Here is a 26636-nt window from a genome sequence, read left to right on the forward strand (position 1 = left end):
ATAAAGATGACCATGTACAATGTGCGCCTAAATTGGTCCGAAGTAATCAAAATGAGGGTATATCCATGACCAAATCAGCAGAGCTTTACGAAAAAGCCCAACAAACGATTCCTGGAGGAGTTAATTCTCCTGTGCGTGCTTTTAATGGTGTAGGCGGAGCACCTATTTTTGTAGAGCGTGCGGACGGTCCGTTAATTTTTGATGCTGATGCAAAAGCGTATATTGATTACGTTGGATCTTGGGGCCCCATGATCCTTGGGCATAATCATGCAGTTGTGCGTGAAGCCGTGATTGAGGCCGCGCAAAGAGGCCTAAGCTTTGGCGCTCCAACTGAAATGGAAATTAAAATGGCAGAGCTGGTTTCCGAGTTAGTGCCATCTATGGAACAAGTTCGCATGGTAAGCTCAGGCACTGAAGCAACAATGAGTGCCATTCGCCTGGCCCGTGGTTACACAGGACGAGATAAAATTATTAAGTTTGAAGGCTGTTACCATGGCCATGCTGATAGCTTACTCGTAAAAGCTGGATCGGGCGCACTTACTTTAGGTCAGCCAAGCTCACCAGGCGTCCCAGCGGATTTCGCTAAGCACACCCTAACAGCAATATTCAACGATTTAGATTCAGTACGTGAGCTTTTTGCCGCAAACAAAGGCGACATAGCTTGTATTATTGTTGAGCCAGTTGCAGGGAATATGAACTGTATTCCTCCTGTAGAGGGTTTCCATGAAGGACTGCGCGAAATCTGTGATCAAGAAGGCGCCCTACTTATCTTTGATGAGGTTATGACAGGCTTTCGAGTGGCGTTGGGCGGAGCTCAGGGTTACTACAAAATAACTCCTGATATAACAACCTTAGGAAAAGTCATTGGTGGTGGAATGCCTGTGGGCGCCTTTGGTGGTAAAAAAGCAATAATGCAGCACATAGCTCCAACAGGTCCTGTATATCAGGCTGGCACTCTATCAGGTAATCCAATTGCCATGGCCGCTGGGTATGCGTGCCTGAACCTACTAAAAGAAGAGGGTAATGAGCAAAATTTAGCCACTAAGACACAACAGCTCGCCAAGGGCTTTAAATCACTCGCAGAACAACATGGAATCCCACTCGTAGTCAATCAAGTGGGCGGCATGTTTGGCTTTTTCTTCACCGAGCAAACACAAATAACTCGCTATGAAGATGTGGCTAAATGTGATGTCGAGCGATTTAAGCGCTTCTTCCATTTAATGCTTGAGCACGGTGTTTACCTAGCTCCTTCAGCGTTTGAAGCCAGCTTTACATCACTGGCTCATGGAAGCAAAGAAATTGAAGCAACGCTCGAAGCTGCTGACCGCTGTTTTGCTCTTTTAGCGAAAGAAGCCTGATACGTTTCCAACAACTAGGAATCACCCAAAAATCTGGTGATTCCTAGTTGGTATTAATTCCAATACAAAATAACCAATACACTCAGTAAAATCACCATTAACCAAAACCAAGGTATTTTTCGCTTGGCTCGAGTGCCTGTACAGCAAGGTTTTTCCTCATTACAACATCCCATTAAATTTTCCTCTAGACATAACACTTTGGTTTTACGTTGAAGACTCAGCAGATTATGGCCATTATACCTACATCTAACTGAATAATTGGATCGCAAACGTGTCAGGAAAATTTAAAATTACATCCAGCCATTGGGTGATCGTTGTTGCTCTTCTCGCGGCAGGCTTTGCCTGTTTCTTGTTGGTTGAGCCTTATATAAACTCTATTGTCATGGCCTTCATCATATCGCTTTTGATGTTTCCCATACATGATAAAATCGAAACACGCGTGGGCAGTCAAAAGAATCTAGCCTCATTACTTTCTTGCATGCTACTCTCTGTTATCATTGTCTTACCACTTCTATTTGTTTTTGCAGCCATTGTTCAACAAGGCTCTACTTTTTCACAGAATGTGTATCAGTGGGTTACACAAGGCGGCATTCAGGCCTTATTTGAGCATCCATGGATAGTAAAAGCTTTATCTATAATTAATACTTACCTCCCGTTTGACGAAATTAAACCACAAGAAGTTGGTCAAAAAATTGCTCAGTTTGCGACATCATTTGGTACCAATTTAGTAGGAATTAGCGCCAAGATCCTTGGAGATGCCACCAGTTTTCTGCTCAACTTCTTTTTGATGCTATTTGTGTTATTTTTCTTGCTTCGCGACCACGATACGATTATTGCAGCAATACGTCATATCCTCCCACTATCTCGAAGCCAAGAGGACAAACTGCTTGAAGAAGTAGAAAAAGTATCAAAATCAGCAGTAATGGGATCTTTTCTAACCGCGATCGCACAAGGCTTTGCCGGAGGCATAGGTATGTGGTTAGCAGGCTTCCAAGGTCTTTTCTGGGGAACCATGATGGGATTCGCTTCATTTATCCCTGTGGTAGGTACCGCATTAATTTGGATACCTGCGGCTATCTACCTATTTTTAACCGGCGACACAACATGGGGAATATTCCTTACAATATGGAGCATCGCTGTGGTTGGTTCGATCGATAACTTACTCAGACCATTTTTGATGCAAGGCAGTGCGGGAATGAACACATTAATGATTTTCTTCTCCCTGCTCGGAGGACTCCATTTGTTTGGATTAATAGGGCTCATCTACGGACCACTAATCTTCGCTATCACAATGGTGCTGTTTAATATTTATGAGGAAGAATTCAAACACTTCCTCGATGAGCAAGATCAAAACTAAGCTCTGATAGAAAAGCAGGCTTCAAGAATTCGGGGGATTGTGAGAAAATCCCCCATCTTTTTTTTCCAGAGCCTATTATGTCTGCCTATATTGCCCCGAGCCAAATTGCACAGAGACAACTCGACTATTTCGCAGGTAAAAGCCTTATTGTTGCTGGTGAGCTAGAAGATCTGTTTCCAATAGAGCTTACAAAACACTGTGAGTCTGTGACTGTTTTTACCACTAACTACAGTTATTACCGCCAGCTTGAACCTTGTGAGCAGCTATCTACTGTATTTGGCTCAGAGTTCGATAAAGAAACCAAAGCCGATATGATTTTGCTTTACTGGCCAAAAGCCAAAGCAGAGGCTGAGTTTTTATTGACCATGCTACTTTGCAAACTAGGCGTTGATACTGAAGTTGTCATCGTAGGAGAAAATCGCTCTGGCATAAAAAGTGTAGAAAAGATGTTCAAGCCTTTTGGTTCCATTGGCAAATTTGACTCAGCAAGACGTTGTTCTTTCTATTGGGGAAAGTGTACCCAGCAACCAGCATACTTTTCCATCAATGACTGGTTTAAAGAATATACGGTTAACTACAAAAATCAGCAGCTTGTTATAAGAAGTTTGCCCGGCGTATTTAGTCACGGTCAATTTGATGTAGGAAGTCAGTTACTATTAGACAGCCTGCCTGCCCTTCATGGTAAGGTGCTTGATTTTGGCTGCGGAGCAGGCGTTATTGGCTGTGTCATGAAAAGTATAAATCCTGACATAGAGTTAGAAATGTGTGATATCAATGCACTAGCAGTAGAGTCAAGCATAGCAACGTTAGCAGCCAATGACTTGACTGGAAAAGTGTTTGCTTCTGATGTTTACTCCAATACCAGTAAGGATTATCAATTTATCATCAGTAATCCACCTTTTCACTCTGGATTAGAAACGAGTTATGATGCGACAGAGTTTCTTCTTGCCCATGCGCCAAGATACCAAATAGAAGAAGGTCAGTTGTTTATCGTAGCGAATAGTTTTCTCAAATACCCACCGATTATTAGTGATGCCTTTGGTCATTGTGAGACAATAAACAAGACCAACAAATTTGCAATTTATCACGCAAAAAAATAATTAATAAGCTCAATACCAATCGACTATTGAGCTTAAGCCCTTCTTACGACAAAAAATTCAGGTTGATTCCACGCTTTGCATCTAACTTACTTGTCAAAGTAAAAAAACTCGTTAATTTTGTCATTCTAAGTGGTTTACGTTTTTGCTTGAGCATTCTAATGCCAGCCTACACTAGGGAAAGTTAAGCCAAGCTTATGTTTAAGTTATATAGAAAACAGAGATTTAAGCGACTAAAACACACTCTCATGCTCGCCTTTATGATACTGAGCATTACCCCTCTCACCGCTGTCGCATTGTTTTTCCTGCACTCTCACAGTCAAGATCTTGAAAAGCAAAGTACATCCCATTTAGTTTCGGTACGTGACAATAAAAAGCAGCAGCTTTTAGATTACATGACGGCCAAACAATCTGAAGTAATGGGTTTTGTCCGCTCAGAGTTGGCTTACGCCAGTGGGGGGCGTTTTTATGGCTTAGTGAATGCCTTTCGCAGCTTAGGTTTGGACATAGAGCAAGCCCGGGAATACGCACAACAGCGCTATATCAAGGGCTCAGGAGATCAAGTCAAGACCTCTATTCTTCCTCAATCTAATTTATATAACGGTACCGAGAGATACCGTTTGCTTCATAAGCGTTACCATAGAGCCTATGTTGAGCTTTTAAGACGCTCTGATTTTGATGATATTCTGTTAGTCGATTTGGAAGGTAACGTGACTTACTCTACCCTCAAATACGACAATTTTGGTACAAATCTACTCACAGGGCGCTACAAAAACACCCATCTTGGTAATACATTTCAAAAGCTTATAGATGAAGTAACACAAGAGCGTAAAACCAATGAAGAATATACGCCTATCATCACCTCGGATTTCAGGGTAGATGGCAAAAAGCAAGTCGCTTGGCTTGGCGCTCCTATTATTCAGCAGGGCTACCTCCATAGCTATGCTATGTTCCGCTTGCCTAATAATGAAATAACCAAGCTTATTTCTGATCATAAAGACACCGCTGAGATGAGAACTTTACTTGTTGGTCAAGACCATCTCTCCAGAGCATTGAAGATACAACAAGAAGACATTGATAATAGCTATCAAGTGGTTGGCAAAGCTCTTAGTGGCGATACGGCGGTTGGCACCTATATCAATAAGTTAGGTGACGGTATTATTGCCGCCTATAGTCAGGTTTCCTTTAGTGGTATTAATTGGGCGATTATTGTTGAAGTGCCTGAGAAGGTAGCCTTTGCTCGCGTGCACCAACTCGAAACCATCTTTATTTTTGCCATGCTGATTGCCATTGCACTGGTGATCCTTGCCTCTCATTACCTTTCTCAATTTATTACAGCGCCTTTATTAAGGCTAACTTGGACAGCAGAAAAAGTATCTGCGGGAAACCTCGATACAGACATAGTCAATACCCAGCGTAAAGATGAGATTGGCAGGCTCGCACTTAGTTTCGAGCGTATGCAGCGCTCAATACGTGACAAAATACAATTAATTGAAAAGCAAAATATGGAGCTTGAGAAAAACCTTCAAGTGATCCAAAGACAAAATGAAGATCTGCAACTTACCAATCGGCTCAAAGATGAGTTTCTCGCAACTACATCTCATGAGCTCAGAACCCCACTTCATGGCATGGTAGGGATAGCAGAAGCGCTGATATCTGGAGCCAATGGTCCGATGACGGCCGATCATAGGTATCAACTGGATATTATCGTCAAGAGTGGCCAACGCCTAGCAAATTTGGTTGACGACTTACTTGATTATCACAAAATGCGCTACGGAAAGCTGGATATTGAGGCAAGAGCCGTCAATATATCGGGGGCTGCGCGCCTAGTCATGGAACTTTCTTCCCACCTAATTGGTAACAAACCCATTCGAGTGATTAACCAAGTGCCAGAGGAACCTTTATGGGTATGCGCAGATCCACAACGTCTAGAGCAGGTTCTTTATAACCTAATTGGTAACGCTATCAAGTATACAAATGAAGGTAAGATTGTTATATCAGCATGCCAAATAGACGATGATATTCGTGTTCAGGTTGTCGATACGGGACAAGGAATACCTGCGGGTCAGTTAGAACATATATTTGAGCCTCTAACTCAGGCAAACAGTGATAATGGGCGTTATCAGCAAGGTGCTGGTCTTGGCCTCTCAATTTGCCGTCAATTGATCGATTTAATGAAGGGGCACTTGTACGTCAGCAGCCAACCTATGGTAGGAACCACCTTTAGCTTTACGCTTCCGAAAGCATCTGAAACTCAAATAGAGCAAACTCATAGTACTGACAGTTTACATTTCAAAGCTCCAGATGTTATTGATATAGAGCCTTTTGAAAGCTCATCAACTACTGAAGATGAATCAGCGCCTTTACTTCTGGTCGTTGACGATGAGCCTGTAAACTTAAGAATTCTTGACAGCTTCCTGCGCGTAGAAGGATACCGAATAAGAACAGCTCAAAATGGAGAAGAAGCATTAAAGGCACTTAATAACGAAAAGCCAGCTCTCGTGCTGTTAGATATTATGATGCCAGGTGTCAGTGGTTATCAGGTTTGCCAAACCATACGCACGCAATTCGATCATGCCCAGCTACCCATTATTATGTTAACTGCCTTAAATCAGCCTGAGGACAGGGTTAGAGGATTTGACGCTGGCGCCAATGATTACTTATCAAAGCCATTTAATAAACAAGAGCTTGCCGCTAGAATAAAAGCACATCTGACAGCAAGTAAAGCCGAAATGCGTAGAGTTGAGAATCAACAGCTCAAAAGTGAAATACAACAAAGAGCTAGAGTCGAAGCCAGCTTACTTGAAACACAAGGACGTTTATTAGAACAACTAGAATCTGCACCTGAAGCCATCATATGTGTCAGAGATGACAATAGAATACGTTTCACCAATGAAGCGGCTTCCTTACTCTTTAAGCGCACTTCAGAGCAGCTTAAGCGCTCGAAAGCGGATGAGCTTATCTCTCGTAAATTCCTAGAAATCAAAAAACCTCATTACTGTGGCCCTATCGATGTCTACGTTGATGAAGTCCGCCAATCTCTCTCTGCAGATATAATTAGCCTCCCGATCAACTCTGGACTCAAATCAATGTATATTTTTGACCTTGGAGGTGGAGTTAACACCACGCGCTTAAATCATTTAGAAACGGCGGTAGAAGCCCTTTCTAGTTACGCCTTTGAAGGTGATAAAGCAAAACTTCTCGAGCTCAAAGAGCTTGGAGATGAATTTAGCGATCTTATCGAAAGAGGCGCTCATAGTGAAAAATCAAAACAAGAAATCATGCGTGAAATACTGGTTGATTCGATGACCAGCGGGCTTGCCTACTGGGAACATGTGACCGGTCTAAGTAAGTTTGATTTTGCTGAACAAAGTGGCTTATGGCGAGTCTATTTAGATCGCAGTACATTGCAAACGCGAACTCTAGATAAATATTTGAGGGTAGAAACCTTACCTAAAACTCCACGCTGGAGGACTGTATTGAGTTCATTGGAGTTCATTCTAGAGCACTGCAAAGAAATGACTCCAGAGCGAAGCCACATTGAAAATTTGCATGATAAACTTCAGCACTTACTAACAAACTAGGTATTGATAGATACTCAGTGTTCCCGAACCATAAGATCAGCACCAAAATGCTTTAAGAATTGACGAATGTATGAAGCTATAATCCGGCATAACTTGCAATATTAATTGGATAAATTGGCATAAAATCATCAGTTTGAGAACGTAATCACAACAAGACGGCAGAATTTATTCAGGTCAATACCACTGCCAATAATTACACTAGTGACAATGATCTCATAAAGAAGCTCACATTTACAAACTAAAGATTTTTCTGGGAAGAAACGTAAGTAAACACTCACATAAACTTATTTTAACGTGCAAAATTGAGCTTGCAAAGCCCATTGTAAGGCTAGGGATACAAATCGTAATACTTTGCATTTAACGTCATTAACGATAACCGCAGGGCTTTTAACACTTTTAACGAGAAATAGAATTGCCTAATGAAACAATAGAGTGTTTGCTTAGTTGACCTAGTGTCTACAGGCCACTCTTATTAGTCAAATGACATTTCAAAGTCATTAATATTGAGGTAGCTGCTGGGAAATGCTTATCGTTGAAAACACGTGGCTATCTATGTGACATGAAAGCAAAAAGTAAGGAACAGCTATGCTTGCCAATACAACGAAAACAGTGCTAGCTACAGTTATCACAGCTGCGGGGCTAAGTCCCGCAGCTGTGGCAACTGAGCGCAGCGAGCTAACCATTCATCCCAAAGAATTTTCCACATTCGTACGTAACTTTAACCCCTATTTAGGCGCTACTCATCTACATACTACATGGGATTTCATCTATGAGCCCTTGGTTGTATTCAATGAAATGCAGGGGAATAAGCCTGTTTTTCGCTTAGCGAGCAGCTACTCGCTATCAAAAGATCTTACCAATGTCACATTTGACTTACGCCAAGATGTAAATTGGTCTGATGGCCAGAACTTTAACGCAAACGATGTGGTTTACTCCTTTAATCTAGTGAAAAACAACCCAGAGCTTGACCAAAGTGGTATCAATTCATGGGTTTCCAGTGTAAAAAGAATCAACGACTACCGAGTTAGATTCGAGCTTACAGAAGCGAACTCTAATGCTCCTTATGAGATAGTTAAAGTTCCCATTGTGCCAGAACACATCTGGAAAAATGTTAAAAACCCTTCCACCTTTTTAAACAAAAACCCTGTCGGTTCCGGCCCTTTTACAGAAATCGACACTTTCACATCCCAACTCTATATTCAATGTCGCAACCCTAATTATTGGGATTCTAAAAACCTCGAGGTTGATTGCTTGAGGGTTCCACAGATTGCGAACAATGACCAGTTCTTGGGTAAAGTCGTCAATGGTGAGCTCGACTGGACATCCTCATTTATTCCAGATATCGATCGTACCTACGCAGCTTCCAACCCCAATCACCACTACTGGTATCCACCGTCAGGCACTCAAGCTTTCGTTATTAACTTCAAAAACCCTGATCCTGCCAAACGTGAGGCGCTCACCAATGTCGATTTTAGACGGGCATTTTCTATGGCCCTCGATAGGCAGACCATTATTGATATTGCTTTCTATGGCGGCGGTACAGTGAATGATTTTGCTTCTGGTCTAGGTTATGCCTTTGAGTCTTGGTCAGACGAAAGCATCCATAATAAGTACAAGGCCTATAACACTTATAATGTTAAAGGCTCAAAAAACTTACTGGCTCAAGCCGGATTTAAAGATATCAATCAAGATGGCTTTGTTGAGACGCCTTCAGGCCTAGCATTCGAACTATTGATTCAATCCCCTAACGGTTGGACTGACTTTAATAACACAGTTCAGTTAGCGGTTGAGCAGCTCGCGGAGGTTGGCATAAAAGCTAAAGCACGTACACCAGATTTCTCTGTTTATAACCAAGCTATGCTCGAGGCAAAATACGATGTTGCCTACACCAATTATTTCCATGGTGCTGACCCTTATACCTATTGGAATAGTGCTTATAATTCAGCACTTCAATCTGGTGAAGGTATGCCCCGTTTTGCCATGCACTTTTACCAAAATAACAAACTAGATAAACTGCTCAATAGCTTTTACAAAACGGCGAATAGAAAAGAGCAACTGGATATCGCCCACGGTATACAAAAGATCATTGCCACAGATCAGGTAACGATTCCTGTGTTATCTGGTGCCTACATGTATCAATACAATACTACGCGCTTTACGGGCTGGTGGAACGAAGATAATCCAAAAGGTCGTCCCAATATCTGGGCAGGTATTCCTGAGCGCCTTCTTCATGTATTAGATTTAAAGCCCGTTCAATAAAACAACACCATAGCAGCGCCTCAAAATCAGACGCTGCTTTCATTTCTATATAGCTTAAGTTATTGGTATATGGCGTATCTCGCTAGGACAGGTTGCACCTTGAACTTTATCGATAACTCACAAACAGCGTATAGATAAATCGAGCAAGGAGCTAGGTAATGGGTTATTTCTTAAGGCGGTTATCATTTTACTGCGTGGCACTTTTGGTTGCTGCAACCCTAAATTTTATTATACCAAGAGCCATGCCGGGCGATCCTGTCACTATGATGTTTGCCAATGCTTCAGTGCAGGTGACACCTGAGCGAATTGCTGCAATGAAAGAGCTTCTTGGATTTGTCGATGGCGGGCTATTTGTTCAATATATTGCCTACATGAAAAATATCCTAAGTTGGGAACTAGGCACATCAATCCAGTTTTACCCGCTGCCTGTCAGTGAATTACTTGGCGGCGCTTTTGGCTGGTCTCTCTTTCTTGCTGGCAGTGCAGTGGTTCTCTCTTTCTCTCTAGGCTCTATTTTAGGTATCTACGCGGCTTGGAAGCGTGGTAGTAAATACGATGCCTTCATTACTCCTGGCATGCTTGTCATCCAAGCGGTACCACAGGTTGTCATCGCTATGATTGCTATGTTTGTCTTTGCGATTGGTTTGAAGTGGTTTCCCACAGGTTATGCCTATACGGCAGGAACAACGCCCGATTGGACCAACTGGGGTTTTATAAAAGATGTCACCTATCACGCTGTACTTCCCCTATTTTGCGCCTCAATTGTTCAGATTGGCGGCTTCTTGGTCAATATGCGCAATAACATGATCAACTTGCTTGCTGAAGACTATATTACGATGGCCAAAGGTAAAGGCCTCAGTCAGCAGCGAGTGATATTTAACTATGCTGCTCGTAATGCACTGCTTCCAAGTGTCACCGCTTTATCTATGGCTCTTGGTATGGCTATCGGTGGGCAGTTGATCATAGAGATCATTTTTAACTATCCGGGCTTAGGTTCTGTTCTTTTTAACGCAATAAAAGCCCGTGACTATCAGGTGTTGCAAGGACAGCTTCTTATTATGACCTTGTTTATGCTGTTTTTTAATCTCTTGGCTGACATTTTATATGTCGTCCTTGACCCACGCCTGCGTCAAGGAGGTCATTCATGATAAAAGTGCTACTCAGACTTATCTGGGGAAACCGCTTAGCTCTTATCGGTAGCTTAATTATTGGTATCTTTGTTGTCATTGCATTAGCTGCACCAATACTAACCAAACATGCGCCGAACAAACGGACTGGTAACCCGCATGAATACCCTTCAATTATCGTAAAGTCAGCCCAATCTCACCCTGATGGATGGATAGCCAAAAACCTTGCGACAGATAGGCGCACCATGGTCATGTCAAAAAAAGCCGACCATATATTGGGTACAACACGCATGGGACGAGACGTATGGTCTCAATTTGTTCATGGCGCACGAGTTTCCCTAAGCGTTGGATTTGGAGCAGGTTTAAGTGTGTGCTTGTTTGCCACCGTTATCGGTATCTCGGCTGGATATTTCGGTGGTCGTATTGATGATATATTAACCGCAGCAATGAATATCATGCTAGTGATACCTCAATATCCTCTGTTATTTGTTTTAGCCGCATTTATCGGGGAAGCAGGCCCACTCACCATTGCGCTTATCATAGGTCTTACCGCTTGGGCTTGGGGTGCAAGAGTTATTCGCGCTCAAACTTTAGCATTGCGTGAAAAAGAGTTTGTTAAAGCCGCAGAAGTTTTAGGCGAATCTCGATGGCGAATCATTTTCGTCGAAATTTTGCCTAATTTAATCCCTATTGTTGGAGCAAGCTTCATCGGTTCTGTTATGTACGCCATTATGATGGAAGCAACGATTTCTTTTCTTGGTCTTGGCGATCCCAATACTGTCAGTTGGGGAATCATGCTTTATAACGTACAAACTTCCTCTTCCATGCTAATTGGTGCTTGGTGGGAGTTATTGACTCCTTGCGCCGCACTCATTCTTCTTGTTACTGGACTTGCTTTACTAAATTTTGCCGTAGACGAAATAGCAAACCCTCAGTTGCGATCGCATAAAGGCCTAAAACGTTGGCAGAAGTTATCCCGTCAGCAGCAAACGCCCCTGCAAGAATTCAAACCACAAAACCCACTTTGCAGCGGAGAAAAATCACTATGACTAATCCTCTCGTTTCTATCCGCAACCTATGTGTTGATTATATTACCGATGCAGGAGATGTAAGAGCATGCAGCAATGTCAGCTTTGATATTGCTGCGGGAGAAGTATTTGGTTTGGCAGGTGAATCTGGATGCGGAAAATCCACCGTGGCTTTTTCACTCATGCGGCTACACAAGCCGCCCGCTTACATCAGCGCTGGTGAAATCCTGTTTAACGGTAACGACATACTCAAATATAGCGATGAACGTATGCAGACATTCCGCTGGAAGGAAATGTCTATGGTTTTCCAAAGTGCGATGAACGCCTTAAACCCTGTCTTAACCATGGAAGAGCAATTTTGCGATGTGATTATGTGTCATACCAATATGACTCGACATCAAGCGCGAAAAAGAGCTGAGGGACTGCTTGAGATTGTCGATATTCACCCTAGCCGCTTAAATGATTATCCTCATCAATTTTCTGGTGGTATGCGTCAGCGTCTTGTGATTGCCATTGCTTTAGCACTGAATCCCAAAATGATCATTATGGATGAGCCAACAACGGCTTTAGATGTCGTGGTGCAAAGGGAGATCTTGCAAAAGATTTACGCTTTAAAAGAAGAGTTTGGCTTTGCCGTTTTATTTATCACCCATGATCTTTCACTCATGGTTGAGTTTTCTGACCGCATTGGTGTTATGTATTCAGGCGAGTTAGTTGAAGTTGCTCCATCAAACAAGATTCTCAATGCTCCCTACCATCCTTACACAGAAGGCTTAGCTAGCTCTTTTCCTTCACTAACTGGGCCTAAAACGAAACTGACTGGAATTCCGGGTAGCCCTCTCAATCTATTAGATATCCCGTCAGGCTGCAGATTTCAAGCGCGTTGTCAGCACGTTAAAGATATTTGCCGTCAAAAGAGCATAAAATTAACCCAAATAGAGCCGAGCCATTTTTCTAACTGTCACCTCTACGGTGAGCCTATCACTCAAATCAAGTGTTAGATTGAGACAATAAAGATCACTAAACAGGAGGCGATAATGAGCGATGAATATGGGCAGCTACTCGTTGAAGGGAAAAACCTTATCAAAGACTTTCCGATTAATAGTAACGCATTAAAACAGCCAATGATGCGCGCGATTAATGACGTGTCCTTTAAAATGTATAAGAGTCGTGGTCTTTCCGTGGTTGGAGAGTCTGGCTCTGGCAAATCAACCACTGCCAAGATGATCGCCAAAATGTATGCGCCAAACTCAGGCTCGATTCACTATAAAGGCAAAGATCTCGCCTCTTTTCGCTCTCGCTCTGAACTAAAGAGCTATCGAAAAGGGGTACAAATGGTATGGCAAGACCCTTTTAGTTCTCTCAACCCAACACACAACATTTTTCATCATCTAGCCCGCCCTCTATTGATTCATAAAAAAGTCGCAACAAACAACAAAAAAGAATTGCAGGAGCGCGTGTATGCGCTCTTAGAGCAAGTAGGCTTAATTCCTGCAAAAGAAACAGCCAGTAAGTTCCCTCACCAGCTTTCAGGAGGGCAACGTCAAAGAGTGAATCTTGCGCGCAATATAGCAGTAGAAGCAGAAGTGGTATTAGCCGATGAGCCAACTTCAATGCTTGATGTGTCTATTCGCGCAGGAGTGCTAAATCTCATGGAGGAAATGAAGTTTGAGAAAAAAATGTCACTACTTTATATAACCCATGATATAGCAACAGCGCGTTATATAGCTGAAGACATTGCGGTTATGTATGTCGGTCATATGGTCGAATGGGGAGACACTGAAGAAGTTATCCACCAGCCTCAACACCCCTATACACAGTTACTTATCTCTGCCGTACCTGATCCAAGTAAATCTATTCATACCCAATTAGACGGTAAAAAAGGAGAAATCCCCCTTTGGACACCAAGCTCTTCAGGCTGCCCATTTGCAGCTCGATGTCCTCATTCTACTCAAAAATGCAAACAACAACTGCCGGACATCACACAGCTATCAAGCAACCACTTTGTTCGCTGTTACTTACACCAATAATAAACTTTAGCCAAATCATCATATTGAGAATAACTACCAAGAGGTGCGAATGCAGATACTAACCAACCATATTGGTTATGAAAGACTTGGTCCTAAAAAGGCCATTTTGATGCTCGATGAGGATTCTTTGCTGCCAAGCTCTCAGGTGGAACTCATCAATGTCGATAACAAGCAATGTGTCGGCCACTTTCCATTAGGGCTGATTGCGCGAGTGGAAAAATGGCATCAGGGATATTTCAGTCATATCGACTTTTCCGCCCATCAAGTATCTGGCAGCTATTATTTGCGATTTCAGCATTGCCAATCCAAACCATTTACTATTTCAAATAACCAGCTGTGCCAATCAACACTTTCCGATCTGATTCATTATTTCAAATCACAACGTTGTGATGGGCTATTTGATAGGCAAGATAAACATGTTCGTTTACTCAATAGTCAAACCTATGTTGATGTACACGGTGGCTGGTACGATGCATCTGGAGATGTAAGTAAGTACTTATCTCATCTTTCCTATGCGAACTATTTCAACCCGCAGCAAACGCCCATCGTGGTATGGAATACAGTCAAAGGGATTGAAATAACTCAGCGCAGTCTACCCAATTTTACCTATCAAAGGATGTTAGATGAAGCTTTGTTCGGGGCTGATTTTTTGCTCAGAATGCAGCACAGCAGCGGCTATTTCTATACTACTGTATTTGATAAGTGGTCCAAAAATCCTCATGAAAGAGAAATATGTTCCTACTCAACCCAGCAGGGACAAAGGTCAGACGACTACCAAGCAGGCTTTCGTCAAGGCGGCGGCCTTGCTATCGCGGCATTGGCAGCAGCAGCAAGACTCAACAAGGACAGGGACTATACGGCTGAGGAATACCTCAAAGCGGCAGTTTTAGGCTACGCACATCTTAAAGAGCACAACCACTATTATCTAAACGACAATCAAGAAAATATTATTGATGAGTATTGCGCTCTTATTGCTAGCGTCGAGTTATACAAATCAACCCACCAAACTTGTTACTTAGAAGAAGCTCGCACTTGGGCAAAAAGGCTTACAAACCGTCAGCAGTCGGATGCTAATGTCAGTCACTATTGGTCAGCCAATGACGATGGCTCTCGACCTTATTTTCACGCGGCAGAAGCAGGCCTTCCTGCCATCGCACTATGCGAGTATCTCAGCATAGATAAACAAGATAGTCTCAGTGAAGCCGTGTTGAAGACTCTAGTTCAATCCTGTCAATTTGAACTGTCCATCACTCACAAGGTATTCAATCCATTTGGCTATCCACGTCAATACGTTAAAGATCTGCATCATGACAAACGAGAAGCTTTCTTCATCGCGCAAGATAATGAGACAGGTTATTGGTGGCAAGGTGAGAATGCACGCTTATCATCATTGGCTGTGATGGCGTATTTCGCGCAGCCTTATATCAAGGATATCACCCTAAAAAATAGCTTAATTCAATATGCTCAAGGTGCCATAGACTGGATACTAGGCCTTAACCCCTATGACATGTGTATGCTCGATGGACATGGACACAATAACCCTGATTATTTACCTCAACTTGGTTTTTTTAATGCCAAAGGAGGTATTTGCAATGGTATTACTGCGGGAGTAAATAAGCCACATGGCATAGCATTTAACCCCTCATCTCATAAAGACGATATGGCGCAAAATTGGCGATGGGGAGAACAATGGTTACCCCACAGCGCATGGTTCCTTCTGGCGATCATCGCCCAATCACATCATTTTACTAACAGGGAGGAAAGTTAGAATGATTACATGTTATGTCGGCATTGACGGCGGGGGAACCAGTTGCCGAGCAAGAATAAGAGATCATCAAGGAAGATTACTTGGAGAAGCAAACGGCGGCAGCACTAATATTCTACTCGGAGTCGAACTTGCCCTACAGTCTATAAACGAAACCGTATCCATAGCGGCGAAAAGTGCCAGTCTTGATCATTCCCAATTCGCTTTCATGCATCTTGGATTAGCACTTGCTGACGCTGAACATAATCTATTTAAAAGAGAGGAAGCATGAGCTATCAACTCCAACTCGCCGTTATCTCTGAACAGCCTGAGCAGAGCTTGGTCAGCTTAACACTACATAACGTCTCTGAATTCACACTCTCACGCTGGTGTTTACAGTTTATTTTCGAGCGCAATATTAATCTCGACAGCATCACTCATGGCAAAGTCAAACAAGTAGGAAGTTTTTGTACAATCACGCCAGATACCGACAATTTAGCCATAAATAATCAGTATTACTGCGAATTTATTGTTAATTCACCACCTGTTCGCTTCTATGCTCATGGCATAAAAGAGGCAGTCGTTGTTGACCTAGACACAAACCAGAAACTGCCAGTCGCCATTGAGCCAATGATGCTTGCCAAAGTCCATAAAATAGACGCTTGCTTGACACCTCCAGAAGCATCTTGCACCGGGCTTATCCCTCATCCCAACAAAATCGAATATCGAGAGGGAGAGTTCACTCTGACTGACAAAGTCAATATCTCCATCCAAACTTCCATGGCCGAGAAAGCGGCCACATGGCTAGAACAAGAAATGAATACCATGTTTGGCATTCATTTGGGAATAAGTAACAGCGGTATACTCTTTATGCTCAATTCTTCCCTAGAGGAGGGACACTATAATTTAGAGGTGGAGGCGGTGTGTATTAAATTAGAGGCTAACTCCATAAATGGTTTTTCTCATGCCAGTGCTACCTTATTGCAGCTCATTAAAAACTCAGATGGTAAATTCGTCGTTCCTAAGGTTAAGATCGCCGATCATCCTAGATTTACTTATCGTGGGTTGATGCTCGACTGCGCTCGTCATTTTCACTCTGTAAGTACAATCAAAAGATTGATTAATCAATTAGCATATTACAAGTTCAACTATTTTCACTGGCATTTAACCGATGATGAAGGATGGAGAGTGGAGATCGATGCTTTTCCACAACTCACGCAGATAGGTGCAAAACGTGGCAGTCAGTACGATTTAGAGCCACAATTGAGCCATCTTACCTCAAATCATGAAGGTTACTATAGCAAAGCGCAGATACGAGAAATCATAGCTTACGCCGCTGATCGCTCGATTATTGTAATACCAGAGATTGATATCCCTGGGCATTGTAGAGCAGCGATAAAATCTCTCCCTCATCTACTTGCTGATGGCGAAGACTCATCTTACTATCTAAGTGTCCAAAACTATCACGATAACACTCTTTCCCCAGCCCTTGATGGTACTTATGTTTTCATCGATAAGGTGCTAGAAGAAATTGCGGATCTTTTCCCTTCACCTTGGATACATATGGGCGGTGACGAAGTCCCCTCTGGTGTATGGCAAAACAGTCAAGCTTGTCAGACACTCATGAAAGTCAACCACTACCAAAGCACAGATGAGCTTCAAAGTCATATTCTCCGCTATGCAGAGAACAAACTTAAATCACTTGGAAAACGTATGCTTGGCTGGGAAGAAGTCAAAAATGGGAATAAAGTCAGTCCCAATACTGTCATCGTTGCTTGGACCAATGAGAACGCCGCCATAAACAGCGCTGAGCAGGGTTTCAATGTGATTCTCCAACCAGCCCAATATACCTACTTTGATTTGGTACAAGATTATGATCCCCATGAGTCAGGGTCGGACTGGGCAGGAGTACTTACTTTAGAAAAAGCTTACCGTTACCAACCACTTGAAAAAACATCAGCACAGAGCATTATACATCAGAAGATATCAGGGCTTCAGTGCGCTCTATGGTGCGAAAACACCATAGAGCAGACCAAGATAGATTATATGCTTTTCCCTCGGTTGACTGCTTTTGCGGAAGTTTGCTGGACCAACAACTCTCAGCGTAATTGGCAAGATTATTTATCTCGCCTAAAGCAACATCAGAGTCTTATGGATAAGCAAAATATCCAATACCGATACCCATGGAAGACAAAAACTTAATAACGTCAGATCAAGGCGGGATTAGAATGCCAAAACACCGTGTGTTTCTACTTTGACCGAAACTGGCTGACCAATGTTTAATGGTTCCGATGAACTAGCTAATAATCGGCTACCGTTGGCATCAATAACATAGCGGCAATGATCTCCCATAAATTGCTGCTCAAGTACCATGACGCTGCTTTGTTCGGTCGCACTAATCTGGATGTGCTGTGGGCGTAGTAACAATTCACACTTAGCATCAATATGGATATCTTGCTGCGCCTTTGCTTCGACAAGGCCAAGCTCAGTTTCAAACTCTCGCTCCGATACCCGTTTTGCGTTCAGGTAGCTACCGCCACCTAAAAAATCGGCAACAAATTTACTTGATGGTTGATAATACAATTCACTCGCGGTTCCATATTGCTCTATGATGCCGTGATTCATCACCGCCATCTTATCAGCAAAGGCAAAAGCTTCTTCACGACTATGAGTTACAAAGATTGCCGTCACACCCTGCTGCTTAAAGATTTTACGAATTTCACCGATCAATTCGTGGCGAACCTGAGTGTCTATGTTAGAAAAGGGTTCATCTAACAATAATAAGTCAGGGTTGTAGGCCAAAGAACGCGCGATAGCAACGCGTTGCTGTTGCCCGCCTGATAACTGGTGTGGGTAACGCTTCTCGTATCCTGTGAGATGAACCAAAGCCAGCATTTCCGCGATCTTGAGCGATTTATCATGTTTGCTAAATGCTTTTAAACCAAAAGCCACATTTTCTTCCACCGTCAAATGAGGAAAAAGTGCGTAATCTTGAAATATCATGCCAATATTTCGCTGCTCTGGTGGCTGCCAGCAGCTGCCGTTATCTATTAGCTTGCCATTGAGACGCATGGTCCCTGAGCTTAGCGGCAGTAAGCCTGCGATAGCTTTTAACAAGGTTGTTTTTCCACAACCACTCGCACCAAGCAAACACACGATTTCACCTTGACTTACATCCAAAGACAAGGACTCAAGCACGGTTGTTTGCAGATCATATTTACACGTTAAATTAGTGATAGATAGCGCTTTGCTCATCAGTGAGAGTGCTCCAGTGAACGATTAACTAATACAAGCGGAATCAATCCGACTAATACCAAAAGTACTGCGGGTAACGCTGCTAACTCAAGCTGCTCATCGGAGGCAAAGTTATACACATAAGTTGCCAAGGTTTCAAAATTAAACGGCCGAAGCAGCAGAGCGGCATTGAGCTCTTTCATTGATTCGATAAATACCAGTAGCCCCGCAATTAACGCACCTCGTCGAATCAGAGGAAAATGAACACGCCATAGCATCTGATTGGAATTACACCCCATAGTGCGTGAGGCCATATCAAGTGAAGGAGAGACTTTGTTAAGACTGCTCTCAACGCTACCAATAGCCACTGCAGAAAACCTCACCGTTAAGGCAAAGATCAACGCAAACATAGAGCCTGAAAATATCAAGCCTGGCTGAGCAACATTAATCATTTTTGCCACATCATTGACCAAATGATCCATAAAAAGAACCGGGACCATAACCCCAATAGCCAGTACAGTGCCCGGAACAGCATAGCCTAACGAAGATAAACGCATAAAGACTAAACTTTGATTATTTCCGACCAAACGATGATAAAAATTCACCACGACAGCAACAAAAACGCCAATGAAAGCTGCTGAAAATGATACATACAAACTATTCAAAGCGTATTGACGAAATTCTGGGGTCCAACTTTGAGCAAAGTATTGATATGCATAAACAATCAACTGCATTAAAGGAAATGCAAACGCGATGACGACCAAACCCCAGCACCAAAATAAGGCTAACCATTTTTTCCAGCCCTGTAGCTGGTATCTAAAGTCTTCACTGCTATTAAACTGGTTTTGAAACAACTTTTGTCTACGGCGGCTATAACGCTCGGTGCTGAGCAATAAGACAACAAATATCAGCATAATTGCCGATATTTTTGCGGCAGCAGTTAGGCTCGAATAGCCGAGCCAAGTGTCATACACTGCCGTGGTTAAAGTATTTACAGCAAAGTAACTGACTGTGCCAAAATCACCAATGGTTTCCATCGCAACCAAGGAGAGCCCTATGGCAATAGAGGGCCTGGCAAGTGGCAATGATATCCGGAGAAAGCTTTCCCACGGTGAACATTTAAGCAAGCGAGCCGATTGCAATAAAGAGACATTTTGCTCCATAAAGGAGGCGCGGCAGAGTAAATACACATATGGGTATAAAACCAATGCCAACACAAAAATGGCGCCTGGCAAGGTTCGAATGTCAGGAAACCAATAATCTCCTGCTTGCCAACCCATAACGTCACGAAGAAATATTTGGATTGGGCCTGCAAAATCAAGCCAGTCGGTAAAAATATATCCCACAATATAACTTGGCATAGCCAGAGGAAGGACCAATGCCCACTGTAAAAACCTTTCACTTGGGATTTTGCACATTGCCATTACCCAAGCGGAGGGTATACCAAAAACGGCAGACAGCAGCATAGTCCCAGCAGCCAAAGCGACCGTATTGAGAGTATAAGTTGGCATTACGGTCGATAAAAGGTGAGAAAAGAGTTCATCTGTCTCACCAATTGACGTCATAAATATTGCCAAGATCGGCAAAACCAGTAGCAAGGCGAGCATCCCACTACTGGTTTTCCATAGGTATAGTTTTTCTTTCATTGCCTAACAATCATAGATGCATATGAGTCATGCATCTCTATCACACTAAGGGTATTTTATACCCTTATAAAGCAGCAACCTCAAGTCGCTCCAATAACAACAGCAGCTTGAGGCTAAATAATTGCAATGATGAGCAATTACAGGTCGAATTTTACTTCGTCGAGTAGTTTGATTGCTGATGAGTGGTGATCAGCGATTTCATCTAAAGAGATAGTGTCTGCCTTAAATTCTCCCCAAGATGCAACCAGCGCAGAACGCTTCACTCCATTTTTAACAGGATACTCATAATTGACCTCTGCATACATGCTCTGAGCTTTATCACCAGACAAAAACTCCATCAGCTTAAGCGCATTGTCTTTATTCGGTGAGTATTTGGCCATTGCCATACCAGAGATATTAACATGGGTACCCGTAGTCTTCTGATCAGGGAAATTAATGTAAACCGCATCCGCCCATGCTTTCTGCTCTTTATCATTATACATTTTCCCTAGATAGTAACTGTTACCCAGAGATACGTCGCACAGGCCTTCTTTGATTGCTTTCACTTGAGCACGGTCATTGCCTTGGGGCTTTCGTGCTAGATTAGCTTTAACGCCTTCCAGCCACTTCTTCGTTGCTGCCTCACCTTGGTGAGCGATCATTGAAGAAACCAGCGAAACATTGTAGGGGTGTTTACCGCTACGAGTACAAATCTTGCCTTTAAACTCAGGCTTAGCAAGGTCATCGTAAGTAAAGTCATCACCTAGCTTACCAACGCGCTCTCGAGATGAATAAACGCTGCGTGTTCGCGTGGTTAACGCAAACCACTCATTATTCTCATCTTGATACTGAGCTGGAATATTTTTCTCTAGTACATCACTATCAACAGACTGAACCAAACCTTTGTCTGTCAGCTCAGAAAGGCGACTAATATCGACCGTTAGAATAACATCAGCAGGGCTATATTCGCCTTCTTGAGCTAGCTTTTCTGCTAAACCCTTTTTGGCAAACTTTACATTTACTTTAATGCCAGTCTCTTTGGTGAACTCATTAAACATAGGCTCAACTAAAAAAGGTTGACGGTATGAGTAGACGTTTACTTCTTCAGCAGCCATTGCGCTCGGCGCCAAAGTAGCCCATGCCAAAGCCGAAAGAGTCAGCATTTTTTTCATTGGTTCAGTCCTTTTAATTAATCTAAATGATAATTTTTATCACTTGTATTATATTCAAGACGGCCAAGAACTCAATTAATCATGCGCAAAAACCTGCCATAGCTGACAGGTTTTTGAGTATTTTATTTGTAACAGCTTATGACTTATTTAACGGTCACAAACTCTGGATAGGCACCAACACCGCAATCATGCATATCCATCCCTTCTAGCTCCTCTTCTTCAGAAACGCGAATGCCAAGAGTTGCCTTAAGTACCGACCACACGATTAAACTGCTGATAAATACCCAAGAGAATATAGTGACAGCGCCAAATAGCTGTACGCCAACGCTGGCATCACTGTTACTCAAAGGCACCACCATCAAACCAAAAAAGCCACATACGCCATGAACAGAAATGGCACCAACCGGATCATCTATCTTGAGTTTGTCTAGGGCTATGATGCTAAAGACGACCAAAACGCCAGAAACAGCGCCGATCGCTACCGAATAGATCGGAGACGGAGATAAAGGATCGGCAGTAATTGCAACTAAACCAGCCAAAGCGCCATTAAGCACCATGGTCAAGTCGGCTTTGCCCCAAGTCGTTTTGCATACTAAGAGCGAAGCAAATGCTCCTGCTGCTGCAGCGGCATTGGTGTTAAGAAAGATTTTTCCTACTGCGGTGGCATTTTCGAAATCAGACACCATTAGTTGAGAGCCACCATTAAAACCAAACCAACCAAACCACAAAATAAATGTCCCTAAGGTAGCAAGCGGCATATTTGAACCAGGAATTGGGTAGATTTCGCCATTTTTACCATACTTACCACGGCGTGCACCTAGCAGTAATACGCCAGCAAGCGCTGCCGCCGCGCCCGCCAAATGCACTATCCCAGAGCCCGCAAAGTCACTAAAGCCCGCTTGTGCTAAAAAGCCACCACCCCATGTCCAGTAGCCTTCCATTGGGTAAATAAATGAGGTCAACACCGCCGAAAAAATAAGGAATGACCAGAGTTTCATTCGTTCAGCAACCGCGCCTGAGACAACGGACATGGCAGTAGCAACAAACACTACCTGAAAGAAAAAGTCAGACTCTAAAGAGTGATCAGCACCAGCACTTTGCGATCCGATTAGAGCCCCGATTGATGGCAACCAGCCTCCCTCAGTATTATCGACATACATAATGTTGTAGCCGACAACTAGATACGTGGTGCAGGCAATCGCATAAAGACAAACGTTCTTGGTTAATATCTCAGTAGTATTTTTTGAGCGTACTAAACCTGCTTCTAACATAGCGAATCCAGCCGCCATCCACATGACAAGTGCACCTGAAATCAAAAAGAAAAAAGTGTCTAGAGCGTAACGCAGTTCAACAACTGTTGATGTAAGTTCCATTTGGTATTCTCCAATCCTATCGAGCCTAGAGTGCTTCCGCGTCCATTTCACCAGTGCGTATGCGTACTGCTTGATTTAGGTCGTAAACAAAGATTTTTCCGTCGCCTATTTTTCCGGTATGAGCGGCTTTAGAGATTGCTTCTAAAACAGGTTCAACATTATCCGCATGGGTTGCAATTTCGAGCTTCACTTTAGGTAAAAAATCGACTTGATATTCAGCACCACGATAAAGTTCGGTATGACCCTTTTGCCGCCCAAAGCCTTTGACCTCTGATACCGTCATTCCTTCTATACCGACATCTGCTAAAGCTTCTCGCACATCATCCAATTTAAATGGCTTTATAATCGCATTAATGATTTTCATCTTACCCTCTCGAGGCTGACATAATTACATCCATTAATCCAAGCTACGTGCCAACTTATTAAGCATCTGATATATAATAACTTAATGTTTTTAAAAGAATTAGAAACACAAAGGGCGCACCACATCGGTGCGCCCTTTTCACAATAATGATGCGATAAATTTAAATCGCTTTATCTATCTGGACTGTAGAAACGCTGTCCACTGCTCAAACAAAGATACAAAGTCATCCAGTCCACAAGATGCTTTGCTTTCACAGTTGTAGTAATCAAATTCACTATCTTCCGGCATAGATTCTCCATGACTCAATATATTTTCTTCTACGGTCACTTCATCACCTTGAATAATGAGCGATATTTCACACCCTAGGTACTTATGCTCTAACAGTGGAGATTGAATTACAGCTTCTAAAAGCGCTTCCACTTGCTGTATTTTTTGCTTGTCTTTACCAATTTCTTCTTCAAGCCAGCGGCCGAGAACTTCGTGGCCCATACTTGGCTTCACATAGTATTCGCCCATTAGGGTGTTGCGAATAAATTCAAATTCCATCATTAATGCCGTGTGCAAAAAGGAAGGCAAAGTATATAGATACTGTTCGAAAAGCTCAAAAAAAAGCGCCTGTTGCTAACAGGCGCTCTTATTCTCAATGCTATTGATTCACACTGGTTCTTGGAAAATCACGCTATCGGCTTTCTTGGTGTATTCTTCCATCTTATGGAAGTTAAGATAGCGATACGTATCAGCAGCGGTGGAGTCAATTTGCTTAGCATATTCTAAGTACTCATCCTTAGTTGGGATTTTACCGAGAATAGCGCCAACAGCGGCCAATTCAGCAGAGGATAAAAATACATTCGCTCCATTACCAAGACGATTAGGGAAGTTACGCGTAGACGTCGACATCACTGTCGCTTTGTCTGCAACTCGAGCTTGGTTACCCATACACAAGGAACACCCTGGGGTCTCGATACGAACACCAGCACGGCCGTAGATTCCGTAGTATCCTTCTGCAGTGAGCTGATCTCTGTCCATTTTGGTCGGCGGAGCAACCCAAAGACGAGTATCTAGTTGTCCACCATATTGCTCAAGTAGTTTACCTGCCGCTCGGAAGTGGCCAATATTCGTCATACAAGAACCAATAAAGACTTCATCAATTTGCGTACCTTGAACATCAGATAGTAAACGTGCATCGTCTGGATCATTTGGTGCACAAAGGATCGGCTCTGTGATTTCAGCAAGATCAATATCAATCACATGGGCATATTCTGCATCGGCATCCGCTTCCATTAACTCAGGATTTGCAAGCCACTCTTCCATTGCCGCAATACGGCGCTCTATAGTACGACGATCGCCATAACCTTCAGAAATCATCCACTTGAGCATAATAATGTTGGAATTGAGGTACTCTTCGATCGAGGCTTGAGAAAGCTTGACGGTACAGCCAGCAGCAGAGCGCTCCGCCGATGCGTCAGACAGCTCAAATGCTTGTTCCACGGTTAGGTGCTCAACCCCTTCGATTTCCAGCACTCGGCCAGAAAACTCATTAATCTTACCTGCTTTTTCAACTGTTAGAAGGCCTTGCTTAATACCGTAATACGGAATCGCATGAACAAGATCTCTGAGCGTAATACCTGGCTGCATTTTGCCCTTAAAGCGAACCAAAATCGATTCTGGCATATCCAATGGCATTACCCCAGTTGCCGCTGCGAAGGCTACCAAGCCTGAGCCTGCTGGGAAAGAAATGCCAAGAGGGAAACGAGTATGTGAATCACCACCAGTTCCTACAGTGTCAGGAAGAAGCATTCTGTTGAGCCAAGAGTGAATCACACCATCACCTGGACGAAGAGATACCCCACCACGATTCATAATAAAATCAGGCAGTGTGTGGTGAGTATTAACATCAACCGGTTTTGGGTACGCTGAGGTATGACAGAAGGACTGCATAACCAAATCAGCCGAAAAGCCCAGACAAGCTAGATCTTTCAATTCATCCCGAGTCATAGGACCTGTGGTATCTTGAGATCCAACTGTGGTCATTTTAGGCTCGCAGTAAGTGCCAGGACGAATACCTTCTACACCACATGCCTTACCAACCATCTTTTGAGCTAATGTGTAGCCTTTATCTGAATCGGCAACAGCGCCTGGCTTGCGGAAAATATCAGATGACTCCAGACCTAGAGATTGACGTGCCTTGTCTGTTAAACCGCGTCCAATAATCAGCGGAATTCGGCCACCAGCTCGAACTTCATCGATAAGAACCTCGGTTTTCAAGCCAAACTCAGCAAGAGTTTCACCCGTTGTATGGTTACAAACTTTACCCTCATAAGGGTAAACGTCAATCACATCCCCCATGTTGAGCTTGGATACATCCACTTCAATTGGTAAAGCACCCGCATCTTCCATGGTATTGAAGAAGATAGGTGCAATTTTGCCACCAAGGACATAACCACCTGCACGCTTGTTTGGCACATTAGGAATATCATCACCCATAAACCATAACACTGAGTTAGTCGCTGATTTGCGTGATGAGCCTGTTCCGACCACATCGCCTACGTAGACAAGCTGATGACCTTTTTTCTTCAGGTCTTCTATTTGAGCGATAGGGCCGATGCTACCAGGTTGATCTGGGGTAATACCATCACGCTCGTTTTTCAACATAGCAAGAGCATGTACGGGGATATCTGGACGAGACCAAGCATCTGGAGCTGGAGAAAGGTCATCGGTGTTGGTTTCACCCGTCACCTTAAACACAGTAAGAGTGATTTTTTTCTCAAGCTCTGGTTTAGACAAAAACCATTCGGCATCCGCCCAAGACTGCATGACTTTTTGAGCATGAGTGTTGCCCGCTTTGGCTTTTTCTTCTACATCGTAGAAAGCATCAAACATCAATAAAGTATGAGACAAAGCTTCCACGGCGATTGGAGCCAGAGCATCATCCTCAAGAAGATCGACAAGGGGCGCGATATTATATCCACCTTGCATGGTACCAAGCAGCTGCGCTGCTTTTTCACGACTGACTAACGGAGACGTCACTTCACCTTTAGTGACTGCGGTTAAAAAACCAGCTTTTACATAAGCCGCTTCATCAACACCGGGAGGAATACGATTCTCTAATAGGTCAAGAAGTACGGCTTCTTCACCTTTAGGCGGATTTTTTAGAAGTTCTACAAGACCAGCAACTTGTTCAGCGTCTAGTGGTTTCGGAACAACTCCTTCAGCAGCACGCTCTGCGACGTGTTTACGATAGGCTTCAAGCACGACTTTTTCCTCTCATTGCGGTTTCTTCGTTA

The 26636-nt window shown here is 43.1% G+C and carries 18 protein-coding genes and 1 pseudogene; 12 read left to right on the forward strand and 7 right to left on the reverse strand.

Annotated elements, in window-relative coordinates; all coding sequences use genetic code 11:
* Positions 1-65: 65 nt before the first annotated feature.
* The 12 genes and pseudogenes from hemL (at position 66) to FIV01_RS12070 (ending at position 17786) form a co-directional block, all read left to right on the forward strand.
* On the forward strand, positions 66-1358 hold the full coding sequence (hemL, locus tag FIV01_RS12015) for a glutamate-1-semialdehyde 2,1-aminomutase (protein ID WP_152431212.1): 1293 nt from the start codon (positions 66-68) through the stop codon (positions 1356-1358).
* A gap of 271 nt (positions 1359-1629) precedes the next feature.
* Entirely contained in the window at positions 1630-2715 is a 1086-nt protein-coding gene (locus tag FIV01_RS12020; RefSeq protein ID WP_152431213.1) for an AI-2E family transporter, read from the forward strand.
* Between the two features lie 77 nt (positions 2716-2792).
* On the forward strand, positions 2793-3815 hold the full coding sequence (gene rsmC / locus FIV01_RS12025; protein ID WP_152431214.1) for a 16S rRNA (guanine(1207)-N(2))-methyltransferase RsmC: 1023 nt from the start codon (positions 2793-2795) through the stop codon (positions 3813-3815).
* A gap of 194 nt (positions 3816-4009) precedes the next feature.
* A complete protein-coding gene (locus FIV01_RS12030) occupies positions 4010-7396 on the forward strand; it encodes a hybrid sensor histidine kinase/response regulator (protein WP_152431215.1) in 3387 nt (1128 codons plus the stop codon).
* 585 nt (positions 7397-7981) lie between these two features.
* Positions 7982-9655: an ABC transporter substrate-binding protein gene (locus FIV01_RS12035; protein WP_152431216.1), complete on the forward strand. Its 1674-nt coding sequence runs from the start codon at positions 7982-7984 to the stop codon at positions 9653-9655.
* A gap of 158 nt (positions 9656-9813) precedes the next feature.
* Positions 9814-10803, forward strand: coding sequence for an ABC transporter permease (locus tag FIV01_RS12040; protein WP_152431217.1), 990 nt, complete (start codon positions 9814-9816; stop codon positions 10801-10803).
* Positions 10800-11831: an ABC transporter permease gene (locus tag FIV01_RS12045; RefSeq protein ID WP_415846706.1), complete on the forward strand. Its 1032-nt coding sequence runs from the start codon at positions 10800-10802 to the stop codon at positions 11829-11831. The genes FIV01_RS12040 and FIV01_RS12045 overlap by 4 nt, the downstream gene beginning before the upstream one ends.
* Positions 11828-12811 carry an ABC transporter ATP-binding protein gene (locus tag FIV01_RS12050; RefSeq protein ID WP_152431218.1) on the forward strand — a complete coding sequence of 328 codons (984 nt, stop codon included), beginning with the start codon at positions 11828-11830 and terminating at the stop codon, positions 12809-12811. The genes FIV01_RS12045 and FIV01_RS12050 overlap by 4 nt, the downstream gene beginning before the upstream one ends.
* A gap of 36 nt (positions 12812-12847) precedes the next feature.
* A complete protein-coding gene (locus tag FIV01_RS12055; protein WP_152431219.1) occupies positions 12848-13840 on the forward strand; it encodes an ABC transporter ATP-binding protein in 993 nt (330 codons plus the stop codon).
* 49 nt (positions 13841-13889) lie between these two features.
* Complete coding sequence (locus FIV01_RS12060; RefSeq protein ID WP_152431220.1) at positions 13890-15608, forward strand: glycoside hydrolase family 9 protein; 1719 nt, start codon at positions 13890-13892, stop codon at positions 15606-15608.
* Between the two features lies 1 nt (position 15609).
* Positions 15610-15846 (forward strand): annotated as a pseudogene (locus FIV01_RS12065) (BadF/BadG/BcrA/BcrD ATPase family protein); the annotation flags it as partial.
* 26 nt (positions 15847-15872) lie between these two features.
* Positions 15873-17786, forward strand: coding sequence for a beta-N-acetylhexosaminidase (locus FIV01_RS12070; RefSeq protein WP_152431222.1), 1914 nt, complete (start codon positions 15873-15875; stop codon positions 17784-17786).
* A gap of 21 nt (positions 17787-17807) precedes the next feature.
* On the opposite strand, the gene FIV01_RS12075 is transcribed toward FIV01_RS12070, so the two are convergent.
* The 7 genes from FIV01_RS12075 to acnB all read right to left on the reverse strand — a co-directional run bounded on the left by FIV01_RS12075 (position 17808) and on the right by acnB (position 26604).
* The gene (locus FIV01_RS12075) at positions 17808-18839 is read right to left on the reverse strand and encodes an ABC transporter ATP-binding protein (protein WP_152431223.1); all 1032 of its coding nucleotides are present in this window, start codon (positions 18837-18839) and stop codon (positions 17808-17810) included.
* Positions 18839-20464: an ABC transporter permease gene (locus FIV01_RS12080; RefSeq protein ID WP_152431224.1), complete on the reverse strand. Its 1626-nt coding sequence runs from the start codon at positions 20462-20464 to the stop codon at positions 18839-18841. Before FIV01_RS12080 ends, FIV01_RS12075 begins: the two co-directional genes overlap by 1 nt.
* A 137-nt stretch (positions 20465-20601) precedes the next feature.
* Positions 20602-21615 (reverse strand): Fe(3+) ABC transporter substrate-binding protein, encoded by a 1014-nt coding sequence (locus tag FIV01_RS12085; protein WP_152431225.1) that lies wholly within the window; start codon positions 21613-21615, stop codon positions 20602-20604.
* Positions 21616-21758: 143 nt separating this feature from the next.
* Complete coding sequence (locus FIV01_RS12090; RefSeq protein WP_152431226.1) at positions 21759-22988, reverse strand: ammonium transporter; 1230 nt, start codon at positions 22986-22988, stop codon at positions 21759-21761.
* Positions 22989-23013: 25 nt separating this feature from the next.
* Positions 23014-23352 (reverse strand): P-II family nitrogen regulator, encoded by a 339-nt coding sequence (locus FIV01_RS12095; RefSeq protein ID WP_114784959.1) that lies wholly within the window; start codon positions 23350-23352, stop codon positions 23014-23016.
* A gap of 174 nt (positions 23353-23526) precedes the next feature.
* Positions 23527-23898, reverse strand: a complete 372-nt coding sequence (locus FIV01_RS12100; RefSeq protein WP_152431729.1) for a YacL family protein — start codon at positions 23896-23898, stop codon at positions 23527-23529.
* Between the two features lie 108 nt (positions 23899-24006).
* Entirely contained in the window at positions 24007-26604 is a 2598-nt protein-coding gene (acnB, locus tag FIV01_RS12105; RefSeq protein ID WP_152431227.1) for a bifunctional aconitate hydratase 2/2-methylisocitrate dehydratase, read from the reverse strand.
* Positions 26605-26636: the final 32 nt, after the last annotated feature.

The organism is Vibrio aquimaris (assembly GCF_009363415.1).
GTDB classification, from domain to species: domain Bacteria; phylum Pseudomonadota; class Gammaproteobacteria; order Enterobacterales; family Vibrionaceae; genus Vibrio; species Vibrio aquimaris.

Excerpts from the sequence above, each read along its gene's own strand:
- hemL (WP_152431212.1), top strand. The coding sequence starts at position 66 with ATGACCAAATCAGCAGAGCTTTACGAAAAAGCCCAACAAACGATTCCT.
- rsmC (WP_152431214.1), top strand. The coding sequence starts at position 2,793 with ATGTCTGCCTATATTGCCCCGAGCCAAATTGCACAGAGACAACTCGAC.
- FIV01_RS12030 (WP_152431215.1), top strand. The coding sequence starts at position 4,010 with ATGTTTAAGTTATATAGAAAACAGAGATTTAAGCGACTAAAACACACT.
- FIV01_RS12035 (WP_152431216.1), top strand. The coding sequence starts at position 7,982 with ATGCTTGCCAATACAACGAAAACAGTGCTAGCTACAGTTATCACAGCT.
- FIV01_RS12040 (WP_152431217.1), top strand. The coding sequence starts at position 9,814 with ATGGGTTATTTCTTAAGGCGGTTATCATTTTACTGCGTGGCACTTTTG.
- FIV01_RS12045 (WP_415846706.1), top strand. The coding sequence starts at position 10,800 with ATGATAAAAGTGCTACTCAGACTTATCTGGGGAAACCGCTTAGCTCTT.
- FIV01_RS12050 (WP_152431218.1), top strand. The coding sequence starts at position 11,828 with ATGACTAATCCTCTCGTTTCTATCCGCAACCTATGTGTTGATTATATT.
- FIV01_RS12055 (WP_152431219.1), top strand. The coding sequence starts at position 12,848 with ATGAGCGATGAATATGGGCAGCTACTCGTTGAAGGGAAAAACCTTATC.
- FIV01_RS12060 (WP_152431220.1), top strand. The coding sequence starts at position 13,890 with ATGCAGATACTAACCAACCATATTGGTTATGAAAGACTTGGTCCTAAA.
- FIV01_RS12070 (WP_152431222.1), top strand. The coding sequence starts at position 15,873 with ATGAGCTATCAACTCCAACTCGCCGTTATCTCTGAACAGCCTGAGCAG.
- FIV01_RS12075 (WP_152431223.1), bottom strand. The coding sequence starts at position 18,839 with ATGAGCAAAGCGCTATCTATCACTAATTTAACGTGTAAATATGATCTG.
- FIV01_RS12080 (WP_152431224.1), bottom strand. The coding sequence starts at position 20,464 with ATGAAAGAAAAACTATACCTATGGAAAACCAGTAGTGGGATGCTCGCC.
- FIV01_RS12085 (WP_152431225.1), bottom strand. The coding sequence starts at position 21,615 with ATGAAAAAAATGCTGACTCTTTCGGCTTTGGCATGGGCTACTTTGGCG.
- FIV01_RS12090 (WP_152431226.1), bottom strand. The coding sequence starts at position 22,988 with ATGGAACTTACATCAACAGTTGTTGAACTGCGTTACGCTCTAGACACT.
- FIV01_RS12095 (WP_114784959.1), bottom strand. The coding sequence starts at position 23,352 with ATGAAAATCATTAATGCGATTATAAAGCCATTTAAATTGGATGATGTG.
- FIV01_RS12100 (WP_152431729.1), bottom strand. The coding sequence starts at position 23,898 with ATGGAATTTGAATTTATTCGCAACACCCTAATGGGCGAATACTATGTG.